Raw genomic sequence first — 25,549 nt, 5'->3', positions numbered from 1 at the left:
GCGACAGGCGTCGCCCGGTTGGCCCGGGGGGCACTTTCCGCGAAGCGTGCGCCGTTCCCGCCGCGCCGCGTGGCGGCTCAGTCCATGCCCAGCTTCTTGAGCTTGTAGCGCAGCGCCCGGAAGGTGATGCCCAACTGCGCGGCGGTGCGGGTCCGGTTCCAGCGGTTTTCTTCCAGCGCCTTCTGGATGGCCGCGCGTTCCATCTGTTCGATGTACGAGGGAAGGGCGGCATTGCCGGCATCGATGTCGGCCGGAGCTTCTTCGCTCGCGCTGCCGGCATCGCCGCGCGGGGTCGGCAGGCGCAGGTCGCTGGCGCCGATGCTGTCGCCATCGGCCAGGGCGAGCGCGCGTTCCAGTACGTTCTCCAGTTCGCGCACGTTGCCGGGGAAGGCGTAACCGCCCAGGGCGTCCAGCGCCGAGGGCGACAACAGCGGCGTGGGCAGCTGCTGCGAGCGCGCCAGCCGGCTGAGGATGGCCGCGGCCAGCTGCGGCAGGTCGCCGCGCCGCTCGCGCAGCGGGGGGACGCGCAGTTCGATGACGTTGATGCGGTAGTACAGGTCGTGGCGGAAGCGGCCGTCCTGCACCAGCACCGCCAGGTCCTTGTGCGTGGCCGACAGGATGCGCACGTCCACCGGTACCTCGGTGGCCGAGCCGACCGGGCGCACCGACTTCTCCTGGATCGCACGCAGCAGCTTGACCTGCATCTGCAGCGGCAGCTCGGCGACTTCGTCCAGGAACAGGGTCCCGCCATGCGCGGCCTGGAACAGTCCCGGTTTGTCCGCGTGCGCGCCGGTGAAGCTGCCCTTCTTGTGGCCGAAGAACTCGCTTTCCATCAGTTCGCCCGGGATGGCGCCGCAGTTGACCGGGATGAACGGCCCGGCCGCGCGCGCGCCCTGGTCGTGGATGGTGCGCGCGACCAGTTCCTTGCCGACGCCGGATTCGCCGACGATGTAGACCGGCGCCTGGCTGCGCGCGACCTTGGCGATGGTGCTGCGCAGGTCGGACATCGCCTGCGATTCGCCGAGCAGGCGCGAGGCGCTTTCCGGTGCGGCGGGCTGCGCCACGCGCTCGCTGTTGTTGAGCTCCAGCGCGTGCTTGACCATGCCGCGCAGCACGCCGATGTCCACCGGCTTGCTGACGAAGTCGAAGGCGCCTGCCTTCAGCGCCTCCACCGCCAGGTCCATGCTGCCGAACGCGGTGATCATCGCCACCGGCGTGCGCGGATGGTCGCGTGCGATCTCGGTGACCAGCTCGATGCCGTTGCCGTCGGGCAGGCGCATGTCGGTCAGGCACAGGTCGAAGCTGTTGCTGCCCAGCAGTTCGCGGGCTTCGGCCAGATTGGCGGCGGTACTGATGCGCAGTCCCATCCTGCCGAGGGTGAGGACCAGGAGTTCGCGGATGTCCCGTTCGTCGTCGACGACCAGCGCGCTATGCGTCACGTTCATGTTGAAAACGATAGCCGAGTCGGGCCCCGGGCGTCATCTTCCGGTCACCACTGCCGCATCGGATCAGGTAGCGAAAGCACCGTGCGGCGCAGGCATGACGATGCGGAAACAGGCGCCGCGGGTAGGAATCGGGATGTATTCCAGCCGCGCCTGGCTGGCGCGGCACAGCTCCTGTGCGATGTACAGGCCGAGCCCGGTGCCGTGTTCGGAGGTGGTGTAGAACGGCCGGAACAACTGCGTGGCCACCGCTTCGGGGATGCCGGGGCCACGGTCGATCACGTCGATCAGCGCGTGCCGGCCCGCGGATGCGACGCGTATGCGCACCTGCGCCGGTTCGTCGCCGGCGCGACCGTATTTGAGCGCGTTGTGCACCAGCGCGGTCAGGACCTGGTGCAGGTGGCGCGGATCCATCAGTGCCGGTACCGAGGATTCGCGGATGATGGATTCGACGTTGTCGGTCTCGGTGGACAGGGTCTGCCGGTAATCGAGCACGAAGCGGCGCACGAAGCTGGCCAGGTCCAGGTTCTCGGGGCTGGCACGTTCGCGGCGGGCCAGCGCCAGCACGCTCTCGACGATGCCGTTGGTGCGCTGGCACTGCTGGTGGATGATCTGCAGCAGACGGCGGTCGGCGTCGCCCAGATCACTGGACTCCTCCAGCAACTGGGTGGCGTAGTTGATCGCCGCCAGCGGATTGCGGATCTCGTGGGCGAGGCTGGCCGAGAAGCGCCCCAGGGTGGACAGGGTGAGCGACTCGGCGCGGCGCGAGACCACGCTGGTGTCGTCCAGGAACAGCAGGGTCTGGTCGCTGTCGGCCAGCAACCGGGCGAAGCGCGGCTGCACTTCGGCCTGGCCGTTGGCCAGGTGCAGCGGGAGCTCTTCCTCGCACCCGCCATTGCGCCAGCGTTGCAGGCGCCGGGCCAGTTCGGGCGCGACCTGGCCCAGCCGCGCCTGGCCGCCGGCCAGGCCGTCGCCGGCCTCGCCGAGCAGGGCGGTGGCGGCCTCGTTGGCAAGTGCGATGCGGCCGCCGCCGTCCACCACCAGTACCCCGGTGCGCATGCGGCGGATGATCAGTTCGTTGATCTCGAACAGGTTGGCGACTTCGGCGCCGCGCCGCTCGGCGAGCTGCTGGTTGCGGCGGGCGCGGTTGCCGATCTGGTAACTGATCCAGGCCAGGGCGAGGTAGCTGGTGATGAACATCGCCAGTTCGGCCAGCGTGCGGGTGCTTTCGGCACCCTCCAGTTCGCGCCAGCCGAACTCGGCCACGGTGGCGATGCTGGCGACGATCGCCAGCAGCATGCCGCCGGACAGCGGCAGCATCATCGCCGCGGCGGAGATGCTGAACATCAGCGTCATCGAAATGCCGGCACTGGCACCGGGCAGGGCATGGACCAGCAGGATGGCGGCAAGGATGTCGCTCACCGCACCCCAGAACACCAGCGGCTGCAGCCAGCGCTCGTTGCGGCCCCACGCCAGCAGGCCCAGCGCGATCGCCAGGTAGCCGATGCACACCGCGCGCGCCAGCAGCGGGTGGTGGGCCTCGCTCATCAGCGCGCTCAGCGGGCTGAACAGCAGCGCCGCGATCAGGCTGGCGATCAGCACCCGGTACAGCGCGAAGAAATAGAGCTCGCGGCGCGGTATCGATTCGATGCGGTCGATCAGCGAGGAACGGGAGAGCAAGCGCGGGGCTCCGGCGGGGGCGGCAGGTTGGAGTATAGGTGCGCGGTGGTGGCCGCCGTGGCCGCTCGCCGGGACAATCCGCCGGCGGTCGCCAAGTGACTGAAATGACGCGCGATTCCGCGGTCCGGCGGGCGCCTGGGGTGGCGTTCTTTGCGCCACGGGCCGCGGTCGGCGACAATGGTGGGCCCGCCCGCCCTGCAGGAAGGCCATCCATTGGCCCTGTGGACTCGTGGCGGTTGTTCCCATTCCCACGGTGACACATGAATTTCCACGAATACCAGGCAAAACAACTGCTTGCCGAGTACGGCATCCCCGTCCCGGCCGGCAAGGTCGCGGCTACCCCGGACGAGGCGGTCGCCGTTGCCCAGTCGCTGGGCCAGGGCCCCTGGATGGTCAAGGCGCAGATCCACGCAGGCGGCCGCGGCAAGGCCGGCGGCGTCAAGTTCTGCAAGACCGTCGAAGACGTCAAAGCCGCCGCGGCCAAGATGCTTGGCACCAAGATGGCGACCTACCAGACCGCCGGCGTCGAGCTGCCGATCAACCTGGTGCTGGTCACCACCGCCGGTGAGATCGTCAAGGAGCTGTACCTGTCGGTGCTGGTCGACCGTGGCACCCGCACCATCAGCTTCATCGCCTCTTCGGAAGGCGGCATGGAGATCGAGCAGGTCGCCGCCGAGACCCCGGACAAGATCCACACCCTGAACGTGGACTTCGTCGAGGGCGTGCAGGGTTACCACGGCCGTGACATCGGCTTCAAGATGGGCCTGACCGCCAAGCAGGCCGGCCAGTTCGCCAACATCATGGTGAACCTGTACCGGATCTTCAACGAGAAGGACCTGGCGCTGGTCGAGATCAACCCGCTGGCGATCCTGGACGACGGCAACCTGTACGCGCTGGACGGCAAGTTCAACAGCGACGACAACGCCAGCTTCCGCCACAAGGAACTGGTCGCCATGCGCGACAAGTCCCAGGAAGACGAGACCGAAGTCACCGCTTCGGAGCTGGACATCAACTACGTGACCATGGACGGCAACATCGGCTGCATGGTCAACGGCGCCGGCCTGGCCATGGCCACCATGGACGTCATCAAGCTCAACGGCGGCGAGCCGGCGAACTTCCTGGACGTGGGCGGCGGCGCGAACAAGCAGCGCGTGATCGAGGCGTTCAAGCTGATCCTGTCCTCGGACAAGGTCGAGGGCATCTTCGTCAACATCTTCGGCGGCATCGTCCGCTGCGACATGATCGCCGAAGGCATCATCGCCGCGGTCAAGGAAGTGGGCGTCAAGGTCCCGGTGGTGGTGCGCCTGGAGGGCACCAACGTGGAAGAAGGCAAGCAGCTGCTGCGCGACAGCGGCATGGCCATCATCCCGGCCGACAACATCAACGACGGCGCCAAGAAGGTCGTTGAAGCGGTCAAGAACGCCGCCGCCTGATCCACGACACCGAAGGAAATTCCCATGTCTGTTTTGATTAACAAGAACACCAAGGTGATCGTGCAGGGCTTCACCGGCCAGCAGGGCACCTTCCACGCCACCCAGATGATCGAGTACGGCACCCAGGTCGTCGGCGGCGTCACCCCGGGCAAGGGCGGTACCACCCACATCGACCTGCCGGTGTTCAACACCGTGGCCGATGCCGTGGCCAGCACCGGCGCCGATGCGTCGGTCATCTACGTGCCGCCACCGTTCGCCGCCGATGCCATCCTTGAAGCCGCTGCCGCCGGGATCAAGGTCATCGTGTGCATCACCGAGGGCATCCCGGTGCTGGACATGCTGCGGGTCAAGAACGTGCTGACCCGCACCTACCCGGAGACCGTGCTGATCGGGCCGAACTGCCCCGGCGTGATCACCCCGGGCGAGTGCAAGATCGGCATCATGCCGGGCCACATCCACAAGCCGGGCAAGATCGGCATCGTGTCGCGTTCGGGCACCCTGACCTATGAAGCGGTCAAGCAGACCACCGAAGTCGGCCTGGGCCAGTCCACCTGCATCGGCATTGGTGGCGACCCGATCAACGGCCTGAACTTCGTCGACTGCCTGAAGCTGTTCAACGAAGACCCGCAGACCGAAGGCATCATCATGGTCGGCGAAATCGGCGGCGACGCCGAGGAAGCCGGTGCCGAGTACATCAAGGCACACGTGAAGAAGCCGGTCGTCGGTTTCATCGCCGGCGCCTCGGCCCCGGCCGGCAAGCGCATGGGCCACGCCGGTGCGATCGCCTCGGGCGGCAAGGGCACCGCCGAAGGCAAGTTCGCGGCGATGGAAGCCGCTGGCGTCGTCACCGTGCGTTCGCCGGGCGACCTGGGCGCCGCCATCGCCAAGCTGGTCAAGTAAGACCGGCCGCGATGCGCAACGAAAAGGCCGCCTCCGGGCGGCCTTTTCGCATTCCCAAGGGCCGCGTCGGCGGCGTTCAGCGCAGCGATTTGATCGTCAGGTCCAGGGCGTCGCGGCCGCCTTCGCGCTGCAGCAGGCGCACCGGGACCGGCATGCCGGGGGCGACCCAGGCGATCTGTTCCTTGTTGCCGTCCACGCGCGAAACCTTGGTGGCTTCCACGGTCTTGCCGTCGACGGTCATGTTTTCCTTGCCGACGACGCGGTAGGACAGGGTCTTGACCCGGCCGTCGTCCACCATGCGGTAGTTGAGCGGCTTGCCGGCGGCGACATCGCGGGCGATGGCGAGGTTGATCAGCAGCCCGTCCATGTCGCCGTTCTGCAGCGTCACCGGCCCGCGCCGCTCCGGCTTGACGTCGCCGCTCCAGGTGGCCTGGCTGCTGCCCCAGTCGTAGCGTGCCTCGACCGCGCGGCGCTTGAACGGAATCACCGAGGCGTCGCGGCTGCTCAGCGGCCGCAGGCGGCCGTTCTGTTCGTCGAACAGCGTGCTCTGGCTCAGCTCGGCCAGCTGGTTCTTGACCTGCAGCGTATAGCGCCACTTGCCGCCGTTCTCCGCGGCCAGGGTCATCACGCCGTTGGCCTGCAGGCCCATGTAGCTGGCCTGGTAGTCGGCGGTGAATGGCTGCATCGCCAGCGCGGGGGTGCTGGCCAGCGCGGCCAGGGCCGCGGCCGCCAGGGGTAGATGGCGCAGGATGGGCTTCATGCTCAGGCTCCTTGGTATTCGGTCAGGCGCAGGTCGATGGCGTCCTCGCCATCCTCGCGCTGCAGGATGCGCACCGGGGTCGGCACGCCGTTGGCGATCCACAGGATGGTTTCGTCGTTGCCGCCATTGGTGCGGTAGACGCGCAGCGCGTCGTAGCTGAGGTCGCCGACCTGCACGGTCTCGGTGGCGGCCGCGGCCTGGTATTCGTACTGGCGGACCCGGCCCACGTCGACGTAGCGGTAGCGCAGCGGCTGGCCGGGGCGGGCATCGCGCATCAGCGACAGGTTGAGCAGCAGCGCGCTCTGGTCGCCGGGCTGCAGGGGGATGGGGCGCTGCCGCTCCTTCTTGAGGTCGCCCTGCCACTGCGCGGTGCCATCGCGCCAGTCGTAGGTGCCGGTGACCTTCTTGCCGAGGAACAGCGCCTTCTTCACCGTGCTCTGGCTCAGCGGCACGTACACCGCGCCCTGGTTGTCGAACACGGTGCTCTGCTCCAGGTTCAGGCCCAGCACGCCGGCGAACCCGCGGCGGCCGCGCACGGCCATGTCCACGCGCCAGCGCACGCCGTCGTCATGGACCACGCGCATGGTCGCGTCGCCCGCCTCCTTGCCCTTGTAGAAGGCCTGGTAGGTGGCGACGAACGGTTCCAGCGCAGGCGGGTCCCATTCGGCCGGCGGCAGCGCCGCGGCCCCGGTGGGGGCGGTTTCCTGGGCCACGACCGGGAGGGCCGTCAGCAGGCTTGCCAGCACGACTGGTTTGAGGAAGGCGATGGTCATGCTCGGATCAGGGCGGATGGGATGGTCATCATGCCAGCCAGCGCATCAGCGGCATGTGCGGATCAGCGCCGAAGGGTCCCGTCGGAATCTAGGCGCAATGGATTAAACAGGGACTGACCGTCGAACAGCACCGTGCCGTCCCGTTCAGCCACGCGCCCGTCGATGAGCACGCGTACGGTCGCCAGCAGCAGCGGGTGCTCGACCGCCAGGACCCGCGCGGCCAGGGCATCGGCGTCGTCGCCGGCCAGTACCGGCACCCGCGCCTGCGCGATCACCGCGCCCGCATCCAGCTCGGGGACGACGAAATGGACGCTGGCGCCATGTTCGGCGTCGCCGGCCTCGATGGCGCGGGCATGGGTATGCAGGCCCTTGTGCAGCGGCAGCAGCGAAGGATGGATGTTGACCAGGCGGCCGGCGAAGCGCTGGACGAAGCCGGCGCCGAGTATGCGCATGTAGCCGGCGCAGACGATCCAGTCCGGTGCGCTGGCGGCCACGGCATCGCCGAGCGCGGCATCGAAGGCCTCGCGGCTGGCGAATTCCCCTGGCTTGCGCGCCCAGCGCTGCGCCGCGGCGACCTTGTCCAGGGCCGCGGCGCCGGGCCGGTCGGAGAACACGCCGGCGATGCGCGCGTGCAGTTGCCCGCCGGCGATGCCGTCCAGCAGGCACTGCAGGTTGCTGCCGCGGCCGGAGGCGAGCACGGCGATGCGGGACGGCGCGCTCATTGGGGTGCCCGCCGCGCCAGTGGCCATGCCAGCAGGCTGCCGATGGTGGCCAGCAGCATGTCCGCGTGCGCGTCCCAGACATCGCCCTGCTGCCCGTTGTAGGCCTCGGCGGCTTCCGGCGACAACGCCAGGGCGATGCCCCATTCCAGCCATTCGTAGACCAGGCTGGAGCACATGACCATCATCACCGCCAGCACGAACGCCTGGCCGCCACGCAGCGCCGGCCAGGCATGGCGCGCCAGCTGCGCCAGCGCCGGGGTGAAGCAGGCGCCATACAGGAGGTGGATCAGGCGATCGAAATGATTGCGCTGCCAGCCGAAGGCCGCGCCGGGCGACCAGCCGGTCAGCGCCTGCAGCCACGCCTCGTACGGCACGTTGGAATACAGCCAGCGCGCACCGATGCAGTGCAGCGCGACGAATCCGCAGATCGCGGCGAAGGCGCCGCCGCCCAGCGGCCAGCGCCGGTCCACCCACCACAGCGCGGCCAGCCCGACCACGGTCAGCGAGCTGTGCAGGGCCTGTTCCAGCGGCCACATGGGTTTGATCCAGGTGAGCAGGAACACGGCGAGCACGCCGGCGAACGCGGCCTTCTTGGCAGGGCTCATGCGGCGTGGCCCGGACGTGGAGTGAAGGGCGGTGGCGTGCCGTTCAAGCGAAAGCCGCCTTGACCGAAGGGCGCATCAGCACGATCAGGGTGAACACGCCCAATACCGTGCCGAAGGGCATCATCATGCAGGAGATGGCGGCGACCACCAGGCACAGCGTGTAACGCCGGCGCCGCCGCAGGCAGCGGCCGGCATGGACCATGAAACCCGCCAGGGCCAGGCCGCAGGCGATGAAGACGCCGGCGAAGGCGACGAAGAACCAGCCGAACAATCGCGGATCGACGGCCTGCGCACCGGATGTGCCCGTGTCCACCGGCAGCTTGCCGGTGACCATGGCCAGCCCCATCACCAGGTGCAGCACCGGGATCAGCGAAAACAGCCCGGTGATCGCCGCCACCACGTAATGGAAGATCGACAGCAGGCGCAGTTGGCTGGCGTCCTCGTCGGTCAGCTCGGGCGGCGGGGCGGGGGCGGTCACCGGGTCCATGGGGCAGCTTGCGGTCCGGAAACCTCAGCCGATGCGCACGCGCTCGCCGCCGTCGGCCGCGACCACCTGGCCGATCCGCCAGTGCGCCAGCTGCATCGCGTCGAGCGAGGCACCGATGGCGGCGGCCTGTTCGGCCGGCACCAGCAGCACGAAGCCGATGCCGCAGTTGAAGGTGCGCCACATCTCGCTGTCGGCGACGTTGCCTTCGCGCTGCAGCCACTGGAACACCGGCGGCAGGGTCCAGCTTGCGGCATCGATGTCCAGGCCCAGGCCGTCGGGCACGACCCGGATGATGTTCTCGGTCAGGCCGCCGCCGGTGATGTGCGCCATGCCGTGGATCGCCGCGCCGTGCTCCCGCAGCAGCGACAGGATCGGCTTGACGTACAGGCGGGTCGGCGCCATCAGCGCGTCGACCAGCTTCACGCCATCCTCCAGCACCAGGTCCGCCGGCTGGCCGGCGCGGTCGTAGATGCGGCGCACCAGCGAGTAGCCGTTGGAGTGCGGGCCGGAGGAGGCGATGCCGATCAGCACGTCGCCCTGGCGCACGCTGGAGCCGTCCTTCAGCTCGCTCTTTTCCACCGCGGCCACGGTGAAGCCGGCCAGGTCGTACTCGCCGGGGGCGTACATGTCGGGCATCTCGGCGGTTTCGCCGCCGATCAGCGCGCAGCCGGCCTCGGTACAGCCGTTGGCGATGCCGCCGACCACGGCCGCGGCGGTGTCGATGTCGAGCTTGCCGGTGGCGAAGTAATCCAGGAAGAACAGCGGTTCGGCGCCCTGCACCAGCACGTCGTTCACGCACATGGCGACCAGGTCGATGCCGATGGTGTCGTGGCGGCCGAGCTGCTGGGCCAGCTTGAGCTTGGTGCCGACGCCATCGGTGCCCGAGACCAGTACCGGCTCGCGGTACTTGCCCGACAGGTCGAACAGCGCGCCGAAACCGCCCAGCCCGCCCATCACCTCGGGACGGAAGCTGCGCTTGACCAGCGGCTTGATGCGCTCGACCAGTTCGTTGCCCGCGTCGATGTCCACGCCGGCGTCACGGTAGGTCAGGGGAGAGTTGGCGGAAGTCGGGGAACTGGTCACGGGCGGCTGCACTGGCGGGGTGAACGGGCGATTTTAACAGGCCACGTTGGCGCCAAGGCCGCATTCGGGCAACAATTCCCACCGGAACCGCCGAGCAATGGAACCCTCAATGCGTCGCAGCCTGGCCTTTTACCTGTTTCTGGCGCTCTGCCTGTCCGTCCCGGCGGCGCTTGCGCAGTCCGGCGTGCGCACCGAGGGCGATATCGCCAGCGCCCAGAATGCCTACGAGGCCGAGGTGCCGGTCAACAGCCAGAGCGACGCCGACCGCAACGGCGCCCTGGCGCGCGCGCTCGGCGCGGTGCTGGGCAAGCTGTCCGGCGACCGCAGCGCCATGACCCGCCCGGGCGTGGCCCAGGCCATGCGCAGCGCCAAGGACCTGGTCGAGAGCTACGACTACCGCCAGGACCAGAGCGTCTCCGCATCCGGCGCGCCGAGCTTCCGGACCATGCTGGTGGCGCGTTTCCGCCAGGACGACGTGGACGGGCTGGTCGCGGCGCTGGGCCTGCCGATATGGCCGCAGCCACGGCCCAAGCCGGTGGTGTGGATGGCGATCGACGACGGCAGCGGCCCGCGCCTGGTGGGGGTACAGCAGGCCAACGCGGCGCGCCCGCTGCTGGATCGCGCCATCGAGCGCGGTTTCCGCCTGGGCCTGCCCGGTGGCGGCGCCGCCGAGCAGGCGCTGGTCGGCGCGATCTGGCGCCAGGACACCGCCGCCATCGCCCGCGCCTCGGCGCGTTACGCCCCGCCGATGCAACTGGTCGGCAAGCTGTACCGCGCCAGCGGAGGCGGCTGGATGGCCGACTGGGTGTTCGTCGACGACGGCCGCGAGCTGGCCCGCTGGAGCACCCGCGACGGCGACGCCCGCCGTGCCATGGCCGGCGGTGCCGACGGTGCCGCCGACGCGCTGGTCAAGCGCTACGCCAAGGCGCCGGTGACCGGGGCCGCCGGTATCTACCGGATCCGGGTCAGCGGCCTGCGTACCGCGGCCGACTACCTGCGGGTGGCCGCGACCCTGCAGTCGGTGGCGGTGGTGCGCTCGATCGTGCCGGTACAGGCCTCCGGCGACCGCCTGGAGCTGGACCTGGAGCTCATGAGCGGGCTGCAGGGCCTGAACCGCATGCTGGGCGCCGATGCCGCGCTGCAGCCGGTGGCGCCGCCTGCCGAGGGCGCGCCGGCGTCCACCACGGCCGAGTACCGCGTCCGATGAACGGCAGCGCCGATACCGAAATCGCGCTGTTCCTGCGCCGCGTGAAATGGGCGGTGATGGGCGCGTTCGCACTGTGGGTGCTGTGGTTGCTGGCACCGATCCTGACCCCGTTCGTGGTCGCGCTGATGCTGGCCTGGCTGGGCGACCCGCTGGTGGACCGGCTGGAGGCCCGCGGCCGCTCGCGCAACACCGCGGTGATCCTGGTGTTCGCGTTGATGGTGCTGCTGCTGGCGCTGGCGCTGCTGATCCTGGTGCCGATGATCCAGCGTCAGATCACCACCCTCGTGGCCGCGCTGCCGCAGGCGCAGGAATGGCTGCTGGGTACGGCGCTGCCGTGGATCGAGCGGCGCACCGGCGTGGAGATCCTCGGCTGGCTGGAGCCCGAGCGCCTGTTCGAGTGGGTGCGCGCGCACTGGCAGCAGGCCGGCGGTGCGGCGAGCACGCTGTTCGGCTACCTGTCGCGTTCGGGCTTCGCGATGGTGGCCTGGGTGGTGAACCTGGCGCTGCTGCCGATCCTGGCCTACTACTTCCTGCGCGACTGGGACCGGCTGGTCGAGCGCGTGGCCTCGGTGATCCCGCGCAACCATATCGAGACCGTGTCGCGGCTGGCGCGCGAGTCCAACGACGTGCTGGGCGCGTTCATCCGTGGCCAGATCGCGGTGATGATCGCGCTGGGCGTGGTGTACGCGGTGGGCCTGTCGGTGGTGGGGCTCAATCTCGGCCTGCTGATCGGCCTGGTGGCCGGGCTCATCAGCTTCATTCCCTACCTGGGCGCCACCACCGGCGTGGTGCTGGCGGTGCTGGCGGCGCTGGTGCAGGCGCAGGGCTTCGACCTGAAGCTGCTGGCGCTGGTCGGCGTGGTGTTCACCGTCGGCCAGTTGCTGGAGAGCTACGTGCTCACCCCGCGCATCGTCGGCGACAAGATCGGCCTGCACCCGGTGGCGGTGATCTTCGCGGTGATGGCCGGTGGCCAGCTGTTCGGCTTCCTCGGGATGCTGCTGGCGCTGCCGGCGGCGGCAGTGATCAACGTACTGCTGCGCTACGCGCACGAGCGCTACCGGCAGAGCGAGCTGTACGCCGGGCATGGCCCGACCATCGTGCTGCAGTCCAGTGGCGAGCCCGCCCCGGGCATGGGCATCGTGCCGAAGGACGTGGAGCCGAAGTGAGCGTGCCGCAGTTGCCGCTGGCCCTGCGCTACCCGCCGGACCAGCGATTGGAGAGTTTCATCGGCGCCCCGGACGGGGCGCTGGCGCAGTTGCGCGCCGCCGCCACCGGCGGCAGCCGCGACTGGGTGTACCTGGTCGGTCCCGCGGGCAGCGGCAAGACCCACCTGGCGCTGGCCGTGTGCGCGGCCGCCGAGCAGGCCGGGCGCGGTTCGGCCTACCTGCCGCTGCAGGCCGCCGCCGGGCGCCTGGGCGATGCGCTGGAGGCGCTGGAAGGGCGCGACGTGGTCGCGCTGGATGGCCTGGACGCCATCGCCGGCCAGCGCGGGGACGAGGTGGCGCTGTTCGATTTCCACAACCGCGCGCGTGCCGCCGGCGTGACCCTGCTCTACACCGCCAGCGCCGCACCCGACGCGTTGGGGCTGGTGCTGCCGGACCTGCGCTCGCGGCTGTCGCAGTGCGGACGCATCATGCTCGACGCGCTGGACGACGACGGGCGCGGCGCGGTGCTGCGCGAGCGCGCGATCCGCCGCGGGCTGGCGCTGGACCAGGCGGCGATCGACTGGTTGCTCACCCGCACCGGGCGCGACCTGGGGGGGCTGGTGGTGTTGCTGGACCGGCTCGACCGCGAATCGCTCGCGGCCAAGCGGCGCGTCACCGTGCCGTTCCTGCGCAAGGTGCTGGACGCGTCCTGAGCCGCTCGCCCCGGCCAGGCGACGTGGCCGGCGATGTGCTCGCCGGAGCCGGGGATCAGCGGGCGGGGAGCGGGCCCGCGTCCGCGCGCAGCGCGTCTTCCAGCGCCTGCAGCCGCTGCGGGGTGCCGACGTCGGTCCACTGGCCGCGGTAGTGCTGGCCGCTGATGCGGCCCTGCGCCATGAAGTGCTTCTGCAACGGCACCACGCTGAAGCGCGGCGGCGTGCGCTCGCTGCCGGGCGCATCGCCGATCACCGCGCGCCAGCCGTCGAGGATCGACGGGCGGTACATGCCGATGCCGGCGTAGGTCAGGCAGGGCGCGTCGCGGTCGTCGTGCAGCACGCCGTGCGCGTCGAGGTGGTAGTCGCCCCGCGGGTGCTGCGGCGGGTTGTCCACCAGCAGCAGGTGCGCTTCGCCTGCAGGCTCGCGCGGCAGCAGCGAGAAATCGAAGTCGGTCCAGATGTCGCCGTTGACCACCAGGAACGGCGCATCGCCCAGCAGCGGCAGCGCGTTGAGCATGCCGCCGCCGGTTTCCAGCGGCGTCGGCCCTTCGTGGGCGTAGTGCAGGCGCAGGTTCCAGCGGCTGCCGTCGCCCAGCGCCAGCGGGAACTGTTCGGCCAGCCACGAGGTGTTGATCACCACCTCGCGCACGCCGAGCGCGGCCAGCTTTTCCAGGTGCCATGCGATCAGTGGCTTGCCGCCGGCCAGCAGCAGCGGCTTGGGCGTGTGCTCGGTCAGCGGGCGCATGCGCTCGCCCAGCCCGGCGGCGAAAACCAGGGCTTTCATCAGGCGGCCCGCGCGGCGAGTGCCGGCTTGATCCGCGATTGCAGCAGTACCTGCAGCGGAGCCAGCTGCGGGTGGCGCGGCAGGACCTCGTCCAGATAGGCGATGAAGCGCGGCACGTCTTCCAGGTAGTGGCTCTTGCCGTCGCGGTAGTGCAGGCGCGAGAAGATGCCGAGGATCTTCAGATGCCGCTGCACGCCCATCCAGTCCGCATCGCGCAGGAAGGTGGCGCGGTCGGGCACCGGCAGGCCGGCCGCGCGCGCGCGCTCGTGGTAGCGCGCCAGCCAGCCGTCCACGCGTTCCAGCGTCCAGCTCAGGAAGGCGTCCTTGAACAGGCTCACCGGGTCGTAGGCGATCGGGCCCCGCACCATGTCCTGGAAGTCCAGGACCGCCGGGCCGTCGGCCACCGGCATCAGGTTGCGCGGCATGAAATCGCGATGCGCCATCAGCTGCGCCTGGCCCAGTGCGTTGTCCATCAGCCGTCGTTGCACCAGCTGCAGGCCTTCGACCTCGCCGCAGTCCAGCTGCAGCCCGAGGTGGCGCTGCAGGAACCATTCGTCGAACAGGCCGGCATCGCGTTGCAGCAGCGCCTCGCCGAATTCGCCGAACCCGTCCGGCACCGGGATCGACTGCAGCCGGACCAGCTGGGTCATGGCGCGCTCGAACCACGCATCGGCATTGTGCTCGTCCAGGATCCGGGCCAGGGTCGGCGCGCCCAGGTCCTCCAGCAGCAGGAAGCCGGCATCCAGGTCCTGTGCGAGCAGCGCGGGTACCCGCAGCCCGTGCGCCAGCAGCAGCTCGCGCATGCGCAGCCACGGCCGTGGATCCTCCAGCCCGGGCGGGGCGTCCATGACGATGTGGCTGCCGCCGCGGCCGCTGACGCGCCAGTAGCTGCGGAAGCCGGCATCCACCGAGGCGCGCTCGATGCTGGCGGTGTCGTCGGCCAGGCGTTCGCGGGCCCACTCCAGGCGTTGCCGCGCGCGCTGCGGTTCGAGGGAAATGTCCGGGATCATCGGTGGAGCGTGCTCGCAGGTGCCAATGGCCCGGCCGCCGGGCGCCTGCGCTCCGGGGACGTGCCGTGTTCGAAGGAAAAAGCGGGGCTTCAGCGCTTGCCGCTGACCAGGCGCAGCAGCGCCAGCAGGGCGATGGCCCCGACGATGGCGCCGACGAAGCCGGCCGGCTGCCCGGCGGCATACCAGCCCATCTCGCGGCCGAACCAGCCGGCGAACACCGCGCCGGCAATGCCCAGCACGATGGTCAGCAGGCAGCCCATGCGGTTGTTGCCGGGCATGAAGAAGCGCCCGAGCAGGCCGACCACGAAGCCGACCAGGATGATGTACAGCCAGCTGTCGCTGCCAAACAGTCCGCTCATGTGCCCGCCCGCTCCGGTAAAAAACGCAGCCTAGCAAGGCCAGGCTGCGTCGTCATCGCGCCGCTCAGCAGCAGCCGTGGCCGCCGTGGCGGGTGCCGCTGTCGGCATGCACCATGGAGCCGCTGGTCTCGCCGCGCAGGCTGGCCGCGTGGTGGTCGAACAGCACCTTGGATACGCAGGCGGTGACCCGCTTGCCCATCGGGATGTGCAGGAACTCGTTGGGGCCATGCGCGTTGGAGTGCGGGCCGAGCACGCCGGTGATCATGAACTGCGCGCCGGGGAACTTCTCGCCCAGCATGCCCATGAACGGGATCGAGCCGCCTTCGCCCATGTACATGGCCGGCTTGCCGAAGAAGGCCTGGCTGGCCGCGTCGATCGACTGTTCCAGCCACGGCGCCATGGCCGGCGCGTTCCAGCCGGTGGAAGCCTTTTCCAGCTCCAGGGTGACGTGCGCGCCGTTCGGCGGGTCGCGCAGCAGCGCTTCCTTCAGCAGCTCGCCGCAGGCCTTGCCGTTGGCGGTCGGCGGCAGGCGCAGCGACAGCTTCACCGAGGTCTCCGGGCGCAGCACGTTGCCGGCCGACTCCAGCGGCGGCATGCCGCCGATGCCGGTGACCGACAGCGCCGGGCGCCAGGTGCGGTTGAGCACCAGCTCGGCCAGGTCCTCGTTCATCGGCTTGAGCCCGTCGACCAGCGGGAACTTGTCGAAGATGGCGGTATCGACCACCTCGGCCGCGCGTTTGGCCTGCTCCAGGCGCTCGGCCGGGATCTCGGTGTGCAGGCCGTCGAGCAGGATGCGGCCGGTGTTCTCGTCCTCGATCCGCGAGAGCAGCTGGCGCAGCAGGCGGAAGCTGGACGGCACCACGCCGGAGGCGTCGCCGGAGTGCACGCCCTCGTTGAGTACCTTGACGGTGAAGTTGCCGCCGGTCAGGCCGCGCAGCGAGGTGGTGCACCACAGCTGGTCGTAGTTGGCGCAGCCCGAGTCCAGGCACACCACCAGCGACGGCTGGCCGATGCGCCCGGCCAAGTGGTCGACGTAGGCCGGCAGGTCGTAGGAGCCGGATTCCTCGCAGGCCTCGATCAGGATCACGCAGCGCGCGTGCGGCAGGCCCTGCTCCTGCAGGGCGAGCACGGCGGCCAGCGAACCGAACAGGGCATAGCCGTCGTCGGCACCACCGCGGCCGTACAGCTTGTCGCCGCGCAGCACCGGCTTCCACGGGCCCAGGTCGGCATCCCAGCCGGTCATCTCCGGCTGCTTGTCCAGGTGGCCGTAGAGCAGCACGGTGTCGTCGCCCGTTTCCGGGCCGGAGGCCGGGATTTCCAGGAAGATCAGCGGGGTCCGGCCTTCCAGGCGGACCACTTCGACCTGCAGGCCCGGGATCTTCTGCGCCCTGGCCCAGTCCTCCATCAGCGCCACGGCCTGGTCCATGTAGCCATTGGCAACCCAGTTCGCGTCGAACATCGGCGACTTGTTGGGGATGCGGATGTAGTCGACCAGCTGCGGGACGATGTCGTTGTCCCACTTGTCACTCAGAAATTGGCCGAGCTTGGCGCTGTCCATTCAGGAACTCCGGTTGCGAAGGTTTCAGATGCGCCCATTCTACGCCGTCCGTCTTGTAGGGATTTTCCTACAAGGAATCGGGAGGTTTGCCGGCTGCGGCGTGAAGGCGCGCCGGATAGGCTGTATTCATGTGGCGCGGAACACTGGTCTGGCCGGCGGGGATGCCGGCATTCCAGTCCAAGCCACAAGGAGTAGCAGCGATGAAGCTTTTCACCGTGATGCTGAAGTCACTGGTTCTGGCGTTGTTGTTGACCGCATCGGCACATGCCACGGACAAGGTCGACATCAACACCGCCACCGCGGCGGAGCTGGACCGGGTACTGGTGAATGTCGGCGCCGCCAAGGCGCAGGCGATCATCGAGTACCGACAGGCGAACGGTCCTTTCAAGAGTGTCGAGGAACTGGCACTGGTGAAAGGCATCGGATTGAAGACGGTCGAACGGAATCGTGACCTGATCGGCGTGGGCGCAGGAACCGCCTCCGCCGCCAGGAGTGCCAAGGCGGCAACGGCCAAGCCGGTCGAAAGGCGTTGAGCTTGAAGGAGTTGCACTATGTGAGTCGTCTGGACGACGGCCACACGGAGAACCCCGCATAGCCAGGAGGCAGGGGAGAGGCAGGAAGCCTACAAGGACGTGAATATCGCCCGGTGTTGCACAGTGACGTGCAGCTGGGCGATTTTTTTTGGGCCGTGGTGGACACCCGATGCCAGGCATCGAGTGCCGCATTCCCGATCAACGCCAGCCGCCAGCGCCAGCCGCCAGGCCGGGCTGCGCCTCCTGCCGGCCATGCAGACAACGCGGGTGCCTCGTCCTGCGCAGCGGAGCGGGCGGGGTTCGGCGCCCGTACAGTGGCCCGGGCGCGCACGCAGTGGCTGGCGATGCTTGCCCGACCCGACCCGACCTTTGCCCAGCCATCGGTCACCATGTCCCGTCGCGCCTGGCAAGGGGCGGCGGCACGCACTGCGACCGGTACCGGTGACGCTGCCCCCCGGTGGCAGGGGCAGGGGCAGGGGCAGGGGCAGGGGCAAGGACAGGGGCTGAGCGGTTGACTGTGGAAAGTCGCCGGTCCGCGCCCGCGTGATGCCGGTGCCCGGGCCTCAGACCACGCCGGTGGCGTAGTACACGCCGATGATCGCGAACACCGCCAGGGTCTTGATCACGGTGATGGCGAAGATGTCCTTGTAGGACTGGCGATGGGTCAGGCCGGTGACGGCGAGCACGGTGATGACCGCGCCGTTGTGCGGCAGCGTATCCATGCCGCCGGAGGCCATTGCCGCCACCCGGTGCAGTACCTCCATCGGGATGCCGGCGGCCTGCGCGTTGGCGATGAAGCTGTCGGCCATCGCCGCCAGGGCGATGCTCATGCCGCCCGAGGCCGAGCCGGTGATGCCGGCCATGGCGGTGACGGAAATGGCCTCGTTGACCAGCGGGTTGGGAATGGAACCCAGGGCGTTGGCCACGACCAGGAAGCCGGGCAGGGCGGCGATGACCGCGCCGAAGCCGTACTCGGAGGCGGTGTTCATCGACGCCAGCATGGCGCCGCCGATCGCCGATTTCGTGCCTTCGGCGAAGGCGGCCACCACCGGCTTCCAGGCGAGGACGACGACGCTGAGGATGCCCATCAGCAGCGCACCCTGCACCGCCCAGATGGCGGCGACCTTGGACACTTCCTGCACCACCGGCGCGGGGTTGCCGATCACCGCCGGCAGGAACGACTGGCTTTCGCCGTAGAAGCCGGGGATCCAGCGGGTGAACAGGAAATTGGCCACGCCCACCAGCAGCAGCGGCAGCACCGCCAGCAGCGGGTGCGCGAGGCGGTCGCCCTGGAACGGTTCGGGCTCGTTGCGCAGCGCCTCGTCGGCACCGGCGTATCCCTCGCCGCGGGCGATGGCGACCCGGCGCCGCCATTCCAGGTAGCTCATGCCCAGCACCAGGATCACCACCGTGCCGATCACCCCCAGCCACGGCGCGGCCCAACTGGTGGTGCCGAAGAACGAGGCCGGGATGATGTTCTGGATCTGCGGCGTGCCCGGCAGCGCGTCCATGGTGAAGGTGAAGGCACCCAGGGCGATGGTGCCCGGGATCAACCGCTTGGGAATGTTGCTCTGGCGGAACAGCTCGGCGGCGAACGGGTAGACCGCGAACACCACCACGAACAGCGACACGCCGCCGTAGGTCAGCAGGGCGCAGACCAGCACGATGGACAGCATCGCGCGCTGTGCGCCGACCAGGCGGATGGTGGCGGTGACGATCGATTTGGAGAAGCCGGAGATTTCGATCAGCTTGCCGAACACCGCGCCGAGCAGGAATACCGGGAAGTACAGCTTCAGGAAGCCGACCATCTTGTCCATGAACAGGCCGGTGAACATCGGCTGCACCAGCGTCGGGTCGGTCAGCAGCACCGCGCCCAGCGCCGCCACCGGCGCGAACAGGATCACGCTGTAGCCGCGGTAGGCCACGAACATCAGGAAGCACAGCGCCGCCAGTACGATCAGAAACGACATCCCACGGCTCCCCGGCCAGACACGATGCCGGCGAGTATCGGGAGCCCGGCCGGACCGGCCCACTGTACGAACGGACGATACGCCTGGTCCTAACGCCCCGTTAACGTGCGCAGCGTGGGCGGCATCCGTGTGCCGCCGTGTCATACCCGGGAGGAGGGAGACCAATGAAGCGCAAGTATCTGAGCATGGCCGTGGGCTGTGCACTGCTGGCCCCGGCCGCGTTCGTGCAGGCCCAGGAACAGCAGCCGCCGGCCGGCCCGCAGGCCACCCAGCTGGATGAAGTCACCGTGACCGCGCGCCGTCGCACCGAGTCCATCCAGGACGTGCCGGTGGCGGTGTCGGCCTTCGGCGAGGAGCAGATCAAGGACCTGCAGGCCTCGACCGTGGAGGGCCTGCAGGGGGCGGTGCCGAACATGAACATCGCCCAGGGCCGCGGCTCGGCCAACAGCGTCAACGTGTTCATCCGTGGCATCGGCCAGCCGGATGCGCTGCAGACGTTCGATCCGGGCGTGGGCATGTACGTGGACGACGTCTACTACTCGCGCATCAACGGCGCGCTGTTCTCGCTGTTCGACATCCAGCAGCTGGAAGTACTGCGTGGTCCGCAGGGTACCCTGTACGGCAAGAACTCCACCGGCGGCGCGATCAAGCTGACCACCAAGAATCCGTTCGACAACGAGGGCGGCGCGGTGGAAGTCACCGCCGGCGACTATGGTCGCCTGGAAGGCCGCTTCTACGTCTCGGGCAAGCTCAGCGACACCGTCGCCGCCAGCGTTGCCGGCGCCAAGATCACCAACGACGGTTACGTCAGGGATGCGGCCACCGGCAAGCGCTACAACGACGACGACACCGAGGCGCTGCGGGTCAAGCTGGCGTTCAATCCGACCGACAGCTTCAGCGCCACGCTGTCGCTGGACACCACCAAGCAGGACGCGGCGCTGACCCTGGGCCGGCCGATGGCGGACCTGCGCCAGACCAGCCTTGCACCGGCCGGCGTGATCGTGCTCAAGCCGGGCGAGACCGGCGAATGGGACCGCCGCGCCCTGACCTCGTTCAAGAATGGCGAAGGCCAGTACCTGAAGCACTCCGGTGCGTCGCTGGCGATGGACTGGGACATCAACGCGCAGTGGACGCTGAAGAGCATCAGCTCCTACCGCAAGCTCAAGACCAAGTCGTACATCGACATCGATGCCTCCGAATACGAGCTGGGCGACGTGCTGGTCGCGCTGGACCAGAACCAGAAGAGCCAGGAATTCCAGCTGCATTACGACAACGGCTCCAACCTGCACGCCACCTTCGGCGCGTACTACATGAAGGAGAACGTGCCGTCCTACCAGGAGGCCTACGCCGACGACCTGTTCTCGTTCCTGGGGGCGAAGGTGCCGTTCCTGCGCACCATCAACGATGACCTGACCACCACCTCCACCGCCGCCTTCGCCCACCTCAACTGGGAGTTCGTGCCGAGCTGGACCGTGGCCGCGGGCGTGCGCTGGACCAAGGACAAGAAGGACTACGCGCGTTCCACCAGCACCTTCTGGGGTGCACCGTTCACCGCCCTGAACGAAACCGTGGCCTTTGCCGCCAATGCCTCGTGGACCGCGGTCACGCCGTCGATCAGCCTGCAGAAGGCCTTCAGCGACAACCTGATGGGCTACGTGTCGGCCAACCGCGGCTTCAAGTCCGGCGGCTTCAACGGCCGCGCCAACACCAGATACGACACCCAGCACGCCAAGTTCGATCCGGAATACGTGTGGACCTACGAGCTCGGCCTGAAGGGCAGTTCGGCCGACCACCGCTTCCGCGGCAGCGCGGCGGCGTTCTACAGCAACTACAGCGACTTCCAGGCGCGCGTCTCGCAGGACGTGGGCACCTTCCCGGTGCTCAATGCGGCCAAGCTCAACATCAAGGGCATCGAGCTCGAGGGTAGTGCGCTGCTGGGCGAGGCCACCACGCTTAGCGCGCAGATCGGCTGGATGGACGCCAAGTACGACAAGTTCGAGGACTTCCGCCTGGATCCGTCGTACCCGGGCTTCGATCCGAACGTGAACCATGACAACGTGCCGTTCTCGCCGGACTGGACCGCGCGCGTGGCCCTGCAGCACGTGTTCGCGCTGGGCGACAACGGCAACCTGACCTTCGGCGGCGATGTCTCCTACCGCGGCAAGACCTGGCTGAGCGTGGACAACCGTGCCGTGCTGAGCCAGGACGCCTACACCCTGCTGGGCGTCTACGGCGTGTGGGATTCGCCGCAGATGGCCTGGCAGGTGCGCGCCGGCGTGCGCAACCTGACCGACAGGGAATACAAGACCGAAGGCCAGGAGTTCGCCAGCGTGGGCAACATCCAGACCGCCTACTACGGCCTGCCGCGCAACTGGTACATGTCGCTGCGCTACAACTTCTGAGGCGCGTGCCGCAGTTCTGCGATCCAGCCCTCCCTGCCCCTGCAGGGAGGGCTTTTTCGTGTGCGGGCCCGCACCCGCGGCGCGGCTGTGGCGGGGCGCGTCCACATGCCGCGCACGGGAGCGGCGCACGCCGCGCGTGGGCGCCGGCCACCGTGCCGCCGCCGGGCCGGCGCCCGCACGGTTCCGCCACGCGGCGCGTGCGCCGTATCCTGCCCGCCATGCATACGGGGAATGCTTGCGCATGTTGAGTCTGGTGACGGTGGCATTGGCCGGAGTGGCCTGGCTGGTGCTGATGTTCGGTGTCGCGCTGTACGGCGAACGCCGGCCGACTGTGTTCGCGCGCCACTGGCGCCATGTCTACGCGCTGTCGCTGGCGGTGCACTGCACCTCGTGGACGTTCTACGGCACGGTGACCCAGGCCGCGCGCTACGGCTGGCCACTGCCGCCGACCTTCGTCGGTGCGATCCTGTTCTACGCACTGGGCATCGGCATGATGGTGCGGCTGGTGCGGCTGGCCCGCGAGACCAATGCGACCTCGCTGGCCGACCTGATCGCCGCGCGGCTGGGGCGCGATGCGTGGCTGGCGGCCACGGTGACGCTGATCGCCGCGCTCGGGCTGATCCCCTACATCGCGCTGCAGCTCAAGGCGGTGGCGATGAGTTTCGCCATGCTCACCCTGCGCTCGGCCGATGCGGTGGACGCGGCGCCCTGGCGCGACAGCGCGCTGTACGTGGCGCTGGCGATGGCGCTGTTCGCGATGCTGTTCGGCGCGCGCCGCGCCGACGTGTCCGAGCACAACCGCGGGCTGGTGCTGGCGATGGCCGCCGAGTCGCTGTTCAAGCTGGGTGCGATGCTGGCGCTGGGCGCCTTCGTCTGGTTCGGGCTGGATGCGGTGGCGGTGCCGCCGCCCGCACCCGTGGCGGATGCGCCGGCCGGCGGCTTCATGCCGCTGGTGCTGCTCGGCGCGCTGGCGATGTTCCTGCTGCCGCACCAGTTCCACGTCGGCGTGGTGGAGTGCCGCGATCCGGCCGACATCCGCACCTCGCGCTGGCTGTTCCCGCTGTACCTGCTGCTGATCGCACTGCCGATCCTGCCCCTGGCGCGCGCCGGCAGCGCGCTGCTCGGCGACAGCGTGCCCAGCGACATGTACACCCTGGCCCTGCCGTTCTCGGCCGGGCATACCGGGGTGGCGCTGTTCGCCTTCCTCGGCGGGCTGAGCGCGGCCACCGGCATGGTGGTGGTCAGCACGTTGACCCTGAGCCTGATGATCGGCAACCACTGGTTCGCGCCGGGCCTGCTGCGCAGCACCTGGGCCCGCGCCGGCGGCGACCACCGCCGCGAGCTGGTGTGGCTGCGGCGCGCCGGCATCTGCGTGATCATGCTGCTGGCCTGGGCATACAGCCGCCTGATCGGGGGCGGCAACGTGCTCGCCGACATCGGCGCGATCTCGTTCTCGGCGATGGCCACGCTGGTGCCGGTGCTGGGGTTCGCCATCTGGCGGCCGCAGACGCCACCGCGCGCGGCCATCGCCGGGGTGCTGGCCGGCTTCGCCACCTGGGCCTGGGTGCTGCTGCTGCCGAGCCTGCTGGAGAGCAGCGGCAGGGTGCCGGCCTGGCTTGCCGATGGGCCGCTGGGCTGGCGCTGGCTGGCGCCGGAGGCGTTGTTCGGCCTGACCGGCTGGAGCCCGCTGGGGCGTGCGGTCGGCGCCAGCCTGTTCGTCGGCACCGGGGTGACGCTGCTGGCGATGGCCTGGCGCCGCGACACGCCCGACCGCGCCCGGCGCAACCTGGATGCCGATGCGCTGCGCGACGCCGGCCGTCGCTTCCTGCCGTGGGAGAAGGTGCAGCGGCTGCTGGCCGATGCGCCGCGGCAGGGGCCGGTGCCGGCGGCGACCGAGGCCAGCATCGAGCGCGAGTTGTCCTCGGTGCTTGGCGCGGCGTCGGCGCGGCTGCTGCTCGATGCCGCGCGCCGCGAGAGCGGCGAGCTGGCCACGGTCGCGGCCATCGTCAGCGAGGCCTCGCTGGACCTGCGCTTCAACCAGCAGGTATTGCAGGCGGCATTGCAGAACATGAGCCAGGGCATCAGCGTGATCGACCGCGAGCAGCGGCTGGTGGCCTGGAACCGCCCGTATGCGCAGTTGTTCGGTTTTCCCGATGAACTGCTGCAGGTCGGCCGGCCGATCATCGACCTGACCCGTTGGGCGCTGCAGGCGATGCCGCAGCGTGGCAGCGACGAGCGTGCGGTGGACCGGCGCCTGGCGTTCATGCGTGCCGGCACCGCGCACCTCACCGAGCGGGTGTTCCCGGACGGCCGCATCGTCGAGATCCGCGGCAACCCCATGCCCGGCGGTGGTTTCGTGGCCACCTTCACCGACGTCACCGAGTTCCGCCGCACCGAACAGGAACTGATGCGCAGCAACGAGACGCTGGAGCAGCGCGTGGGCGAGCGCACCGCGCTGCTGGAGTCGGCCAAGCGCGAGGCCGAGCGCGCCAACGACGCCAAGAGCCGGTTCCTGGCCGCCATCGGCCATGACCTGCTGCAGCCGCTGCATGCCGCGCACCTGTTCACCGATACCCTGGCGCAGCAGGTGGAGGCGCCGTCGCAGCGGCAGGCGGTGGTGCAGATCCGCGGGGCGCTGGATTCGACCACGCAGTTGCTCACCGGCCTGTTCGACATGTCGCGGCTGGAGGCCGGCGGACTGGTGCCGCAGCCGCGCGAGATGCCGCTGGCCGAGGTGCTCGACCCGCTGGCCTCCGAGTTCCGTGCCCTGGCGGCGGCGCGTGGGCTGGCCTTCCGCTACGTGCCGACCCGGGCCTGGGTGAACAGCGACCCGCAGCTGCTGCGGCGGGTGCTGCAGAACTTCCTGGCCAATGCGGTGCGCTATACCGCGCGCGGTGGCGTGCTGCTGGGCGTGCGCCGCGAGGGCGGGCGCCTGCGCATCGAGGTGCACGACACCGGGCCGGGCATCGCCGTGGCCGAGCAGCGGCGCATTTTCGAAGAGTTCCGGCGCGGCGAGGACAGCGGCGCGCAGGGGCTGGGCCTGGGCCTGGCGATCGCCGATCGCATCGCCGGCCTGCTGGATGCGCCATTGCGGCTGCGCAGCGAACTGGGGCGCGGCACGGCGTTCTCGGTGGCGGTGGGTGGGGTTCGGATGCCGGCGCCAGCGGCGACCCCGGCCGCGCCATTGCAGGCGCCGGACACGGCCGCGCGCGGGGCGATCCGGGTGCTGGTCGTGGACAACGACCCGGCGGCACTGGCCGCGCTGGCGGCGCTGCTGCGCGGGTGGGGCTATGACGTGGCCGAGGCCTCGGCCGAGGCCGGTGCGGTCGCGGCGATGCAGGCCGCGCCGGCGGCACTGTGGCTGTTCGACTACAACCTGGACGACGGCGACACCGGCACCGCGCTGCAGGCGCGGCTGGGGGCGCGCTTCGGCACCCGGCCGACCCTGATCCTCAGTGCCGACGACAGCCTGGCCACCCGCCGCGATGTGCTGGAGCAGGGCCTGACCCTGCTGCACAAACCGGTGCGGCCGCTCGCGCTGAAGTCGATCATGGACCGGCTGCTGGCCGCGCGCGCGGTGGCCAGGCCATAGCGCGCGCGGTGGGGCGTGCTCAGCCCTGCGCGGTGCTGAACTCCTCGAACGCCGCCAGCGCGTTGGCCGCGTACATCAGCGACGGGCCGCCGCCCATATAGACCGCCACGCCGAGCATCTCGCGGAACTCCTCCGGGGTGGCGCCCAGCCGGACCAGCGCCTTGGCATGGAAGCCGAGGCAGCCGTCGCAGCGGTTGGCCACGCCGATCGCCATGGCGATCAGTTCCTTGGTCTTCTCATCCAGCGCGCCGGCCGCCATCGCCGCCTTGCTGAGCGCGCCGAAGCCCTGCATCACATCGGCGTTGTGGGTGCGCAGCGGGGTGAGGTTGCGCGAGATGTCGCGGGTCAGGTCGGTGTAGGACGGAATGGCGCTCATCGGTGTTCTCCTTGG

General features: G+C 69.6%; 22 protein-coding genes. 8 read left to right on the top strand and 14 right to left on the bottom strand.

Annotated elements, in window-relative coordinates; genetic code table 11:
* Window positions 1-77 precede the first annotated feature (77 nt).
* Window positions 78-1,445, bottom strand: coding sequence for a sigma-54 dependent transcriptional regulator (locus QQA12_RS12185; RefSeq protein ID WP_054667220.1), 1,368 nt, complete (start codon window positions 1,443-1,445; stop codon window positions 78-80).
* A gap of 63 nt (window positions 1,446-1,508) precedes the next feature.
* Window positions 1,509-3,122 carry an ATP-binding protein gene (locus QQA12_RS12180; protein WP_226049440.1) on the bottom strand — a complete coding sequence of 538 codons (1,614 nt, stop codon included), beginning with the start codon at window positions 3,120-3,122 and terminating at the stop codon, window positions 1,509-1,511.
* A 260-nt stretch (window positions 3,123-3,382) separates the two neighbouring features.
* Between QQA12_RS12180 and sucC the strand changes: the two genes are divergently transcribed.
* Window positions 3,383-4,555 (top strand): ADP-forming succinate--CoA ligase subunit beta, encoded by a 1,173-nt coding sequence (sucC, locus tag QQA12_RS12175; protein ID WP_054667218.1) that lies wholly within the window; start codon window positions 3,383-3,385, stop codon window positions 4,553-4,555.
* Between the two features lie 24 nt (window positions 4,556-4,579).
* The gene (sucD, locus tag QQA12_RS12170) at window positions 4,580-5,455 is read left to right on the top strand and encodes a succinate--CoA ligase subunit alpha (protein WP_054667217.1); all 876 of its coding nucleotides are present in this window, start codon (window positions 4,580-4,582) and stop codon (window positions 5,453-5,455) included.
* Window positions 5,456-5,531: 76 nt separating this feature from the next.
* On the opposite strand, the gene QQA12_RS12165 is transcribed toward sucD, so the two are convergent.
* The 6 genes from QQA12_RS12165 to purM form a co-directional block, all read right to left on the bottom strand.
* Complete coding sequence (locus QQA12_RS12165; protein ID WP_054667215.1) at window positions 5,532-6,215, bottom strand: DUF3108 domain-containing protein; 684 nt, start codon at window positions 6,213-6,215, stop codon at window positions 5,532-5,534.
* Window positions 6,216-6,217: 2 nt separating this feature from the next.
* The gene (locus QQA12_RS12160) at window positions 6,218-6,949 is read right to left on the bottom strand and encodes a DUF3108 domain-containing protein (protein ID WP_331252872.1); all 732 of its coding nucleotides are present in this window, start codon (window positions 6,947-6,949) and stop codon (window positions 6,218-6,220) included.
* Window positions 6,950-7,050: 101 nt separating this feature from the next.
* Window positions 7,051-7,710, bottom strand: a complete 660-nt coding sequence (purN, locus tag QQA12_RS12155; protein ID WP_226049439.1) for a phosphoribosylglycinamide formyltransferase — start codon at window positions 7,708-7,710, stop codon at window positions 7,051-7,053.
* The gene (locus QQA12_RS12150) at window positions 7,707-8,315 is read right to left on the bottom strand and encodes a DUF2238 domain-containing protein (protein WP_054667213.1); all 609 of its coding nucleotides are present in this window, start codon (window positions 8,313-8,315) and stop codon (window positions 7,707-7,709) included. The genes purN and QQA12_RS12150 overlap by 4 nt, the downstream gene beginning before the upstream one ends.
* A 43-nt stretch (window positions 8,316-8,358) precedes the next feature.
* The gene (locus QQA12_RS12145; RefSeq protein ID WP_054667212.1) at window positions 8,359-8,802 is read right to left on the bottom strand and encodes a hypothetical protein; all 444 of its coding nucleotides are present in this window, start codon (window positions 8,800-8,802) and stop codon (window positions 8,359-8,361) included.
* Between the two features lie 24 nt (window positions 8,803-8,826).
* Window positions 8,827-9,885: a phosphoribosylformylglycinamidine cyclo-ligase gene (gene purM, locus QQA12_RS12140; RefSeq protein WP_226049438.1), complete on the bottom strand. Its 1,059-nt coding sequence runs from the start codon at window positions 9,883-9,885 to the stop codon at window positions 8,827-8,829.
* Window positions 9,886-9,982: 97 nt separating this feature from the next.
* Here purM and QQA12_RS12135 point away from each other — a divergent pair, with 97 nt between their 5' ends.
* Genes QQA12_RS12135 through hda form a run of 3 tightly spaced genes read left to right on the top strand, consistent with a single transcriptional unit; the run spans window position 9,983 to window position 12,950 of the window.
* On the top strand, window positions 9,983-11,092 hold the full coding sequence (locus tag QQA12_RS12135) for a DUF2066 domain-containing protein (protein ID WP_226049437.1): 1,110 nt from the start codon (window positions 9,983-9,985) through the stop codon (window positions 11,090-11,092).
* A complete protein-coding gene (locus QQA12_RS12130) occupies window positions 11,089-12,258 on the top strand; it encodes an AI-2E family transporter (protein WP_054667210.1) in 1,170 nt (389 codons plus the stop codon). The genes QQA12_RS12135 and QQA12_RS12130 overlap by 4 nt, the downstream gene beginning before the upstream one ends.
* Entirely contained in the window at window positions 12,255-12,950 is a 696-nt protein-coding gene (gene hda / locus QQA12_RS12125; RefSeq protein WP_226049436.1) for a DnaA regulatory inactivator Hda, read from the top strand. Before QQA12_RS12130 ends, hda begins: the two co-directional genes overlap by 4 nt.
* Window positions 12,951-13,005: 55 nt before the next feature.
* Here the strand turns inward: hda and murU are convergent, their stop codons facing one another.
* The 4 genes from murU to QQA12_RS12105 form a co-directional block, all read right to left on the bottom strand.
* The gene (gene murU, locus QQA12_RS12120) at window positions 13,006-13,734 is read right to left on the bottom strand and encodes an N-acetylmuramate alpha-1-phosphate uridylyltransferase MurU (RefSeq protein WP_182212772.1); all 729 of its coding nucleotides are present in this window, start codon (window positions 13,732-13,734) and stop codon (window positions 13,006-13,008) included.
* A complete protein-coding gene (locus QQA12_RS12115; RefSeq protein ID WP_226049435.1) occupies window positions 13,734-14,744 on the bottom strand; it encodes a phosphotransferase in 1,011 nt (336 codons plus the stop codon). The genes murU and QQA12_RS12115 overlap by 1 nt, the downstream gene beginning before the upstream one ends.
* A gap of 89 nt (window positions 14,745-14,833) precedes the next feature.
* Window positions 14,834-15,103: a GlsB/YeaQ/YmgE family stress response membrane protein gene (locus QQA12_RS12110; RefSeq protein WP_182212774.1), complete on the bottom strand. Its 270-nt coding sequence runs from the start codon at window positions 15,101-15,103 to the stop codon at window positions 14,834-14,836.
* Between the two features lie 64 nt (window positions 15,104-15,167).
* On the bottom strand, window positions 15,168-16,661 hold the full coding sequence (locus tag QQA12_RS12105) for a M20 family metallopeptidase (RefSeq protein WP_182212775.1): 1,494 nt from the start codon (window positions 16,659-16,661) through the stop codon (window positions 15,168-15,170).
* A gap of 128 nt (window positions 16,662-16,789) precedes the next feature.
* Between QQA12_RS12105 and QQA12_RS12100 the strand changes: the two genes are divergently transcribed.
* Complete coding sequence (locus QQA12_RS12100; protein ID WP_182212776.1) at window positions 16,790-17,194, top strand: ComEA family DNA-binding protein; 405 nt, start codon at window positions 16,790-16,792, stop codon at window positions 17,192-17,194.
* 563 nt (window positions 17,195-17,757) lie between these two features.
* On the opposite strand, the gene QQA12_RS12095 is transcribed toward QQA12_RS12100, so the two are convergent.
* The gene (locus QQA12_RS12095; RefSeq protein ID WP_054667202.1) at window positions 17,758-19,164 is read right to left on the bottom strand and encodes a GntP family permease; all 1,407 of its coding nucleotides are present in this window, start codon (window positions 19,162-19,164) and stop codon (window positions 17,758-17,760) included.
* 164 nt (window positions 19,165-19,328) lie between these two features.
* On the opposite strand from QQA12_RS12095, the gene QQA12_RS12090 reads away from it, so the two are divergent.
* Together QQA12_RS12090 and QQA12_RS12085 are read left to right on the top strand one after the other, a co-directional pair.
* Entirely contained in the window at window positions 19,329-21,566 is a 2,238-nt protein-coding gene (locus QQA12_RS12090) for a TonB-dependent receptor (protein ID WP_226049434.1), read from the top strand.
* A gap of 241 nt (window positions 21,567-21,807) precedes the next feature.
* Window positions 21,808-25,158, top strand: coding sequence for a PAS-domain containing protein (locus QQA12_RS12085; protein ID WP_226049433.1), 3,351 nt, complete (start codon window positions 21,808-21,810; stop codon window positions 25,156-25,158).
* Between the two features lie 19 nt (window positions 25,159-25,177).
* On the opposite strand, the gene QQA12_RS12080 is transcribed toward QQA12_RS12085, so the two are convergent.
* Window positions 25,178-25,534, bottom strand: coding sequence for a carboxymuconolactone decarboxylase family protein (locus tag QQA12_RS12080; protein ID WP_054667199.1), 357 nt, complete (start codon window positions 25,532-25,534; stop codon window positions 25,178-25,180).
* Window positions 25,535-25,549: the final 15 nt, after the last annotated feature.

It is taken from the genome of Stenotrophomonas sp. 17(2023) (genome assembly GCF_030345315.1).
Taxonomy (GTDB): domain Bacteria; phylum Pseudomonadota; class Gammaproteobacteria; order Xanthomonadales; family Xanthomonadaceae; genus Stenotrophomonas; species Stenotrophomonas acidaminiphila.
Note: the sequence above shows the minus strand (reverse complement) of the source record. Positions and strands in the feature narration are given on the sequence as shown.

Excerpts from the sequence above, each read along its gene's own strand:
- QQA12_RS12080 (WP_054667199.1), bottom strand. The coding sequence starts at position 25,534 with ATGAGCGCCATTCCGTCCTACACCGACCTGACCCGCGACATCTCGCGC.
- QQA12_RS12090 (WP_226049434.1), top strand. The coding sequence starts at position 19,329 with ATGAAGCGCAAGTATCTGAGCATGGCCGTGGGCTGTGCACTGCTGGCC.
- QQA12_RS12165 (WP_054667215.1), bottom strand. The coding sequence starts at position 6,215 with ATGAAGCCCATCCTGCGCCATCTACCCCTGGCGGCCGCGGCCCTGGCC.
- QQA12_RS12130 (WP_054667210.1), top strand. The coding sequence starts at position 11,089 with ATGAACGGCAGCGCCGATACCGAAATCGCGCTGTTCCTGCGCCGCGTG.
- sucC (WP_054667218.1), top strand. The coding sequence starts at position 3,383 with ATGAATTTCCACGAATACCAGGCAAAACAACTGCTTGCCGAGTACGGC.
- QQA12_RS12115 (WP_226049435.1), bottom strand. The coding sequence starts at position 14,744 with ATGATCCCGGACATTTCCCTCGAACCGCAGCGCGCGCGGCAACGCCTG.
- QQA12_RS12150 (WP_054667213.1), bottom strand. The coding sequence starts at position 8,315 with ATGAGCCCTGCCAAGAAGGCCGCGTTCGCCGGCGTGCTCGCCGTGTTC.
- QQA12_RS12185 (WP_054667220.1), bottom strand. The coding sequence starts at position 1,445 with ATGAACGTGACGCATAGCGCGCTGGTCGTCGACGACGAACGGGACATC.
- purN (WP_226049439.1), bottom strand. The coding sequence starts at position 7,710 with ATGAGCGCGCCGTCCCGCATCGCCGTGCTCGCCTCCGGCCGCGGCAGC.
- QQA12_RS12085 (WP_226049433.1), top strand. The coding sequence starts at position 21,808 with ATGTTGAGTCTGGTGACGGTGGCATTGGCCGGAGTGGCCTGGCTGGTG.
- QQA12_RS12100 (WP_182212776.1), top strand. The coding sequence starts at position 16,790 with ATGTGGCGCGGAACACTGGTCTGGCCGGCGGGGATGCCGGCATTCCAG.
- sucD (WP_054667217.1), top strand. The coding sequence starts at position 4,580 with ATGTCTGTTTTGATTAACAAGAACACCAAGGTGATCGTGCAGGGCTTC.
- QQA12_RS12110 (WP_182212774.1), bottom strand. The coding sequence starts at position 15,103 with ATGAGCGGACTGTTTGGCAGCGACAGCTGGCTGTACATCATCCTGGTC.
- murU (WP_182212772.1), bottom strand. The coding sequence starts at position 13,734 with ATGAAAGCCCTGGTTTTCGCCGCCGGGCTGGGCGAGCGCATGCGCCCG.
- QQA12_RS12105 (WP_182212775.1), bottom strand. The coding sequence starts at position 16,661 with ATGGACAGCGCCAAGCTCGGCCAATTTCTGAGTGACAAGTGGGACAAC.
- QQA12_RS12135 (WP_226049437.1), top strand. The coding sequence starts at position 9,983 with ATGGAACCCTCAATGCGTCGCAGCCTGGCCTTTTACCTGTTTCTGGCG.
- QQA12_RS12145 (WP_054667212.1), bottom strand. The coding sequence starts at position 8,802 with ATGGACCCGGTGACCGCCCCCGCCCCGCCGCCCGAGCTGACCGACGAG.
- QQA12_RS12095 (WP_054667202.1), bottom strand. The coding sequence starts at position 19,164 with ATGTCGTTTCTGATCGTACTGGCGGCGCTGTGCTTCCTGATGTTCGTG.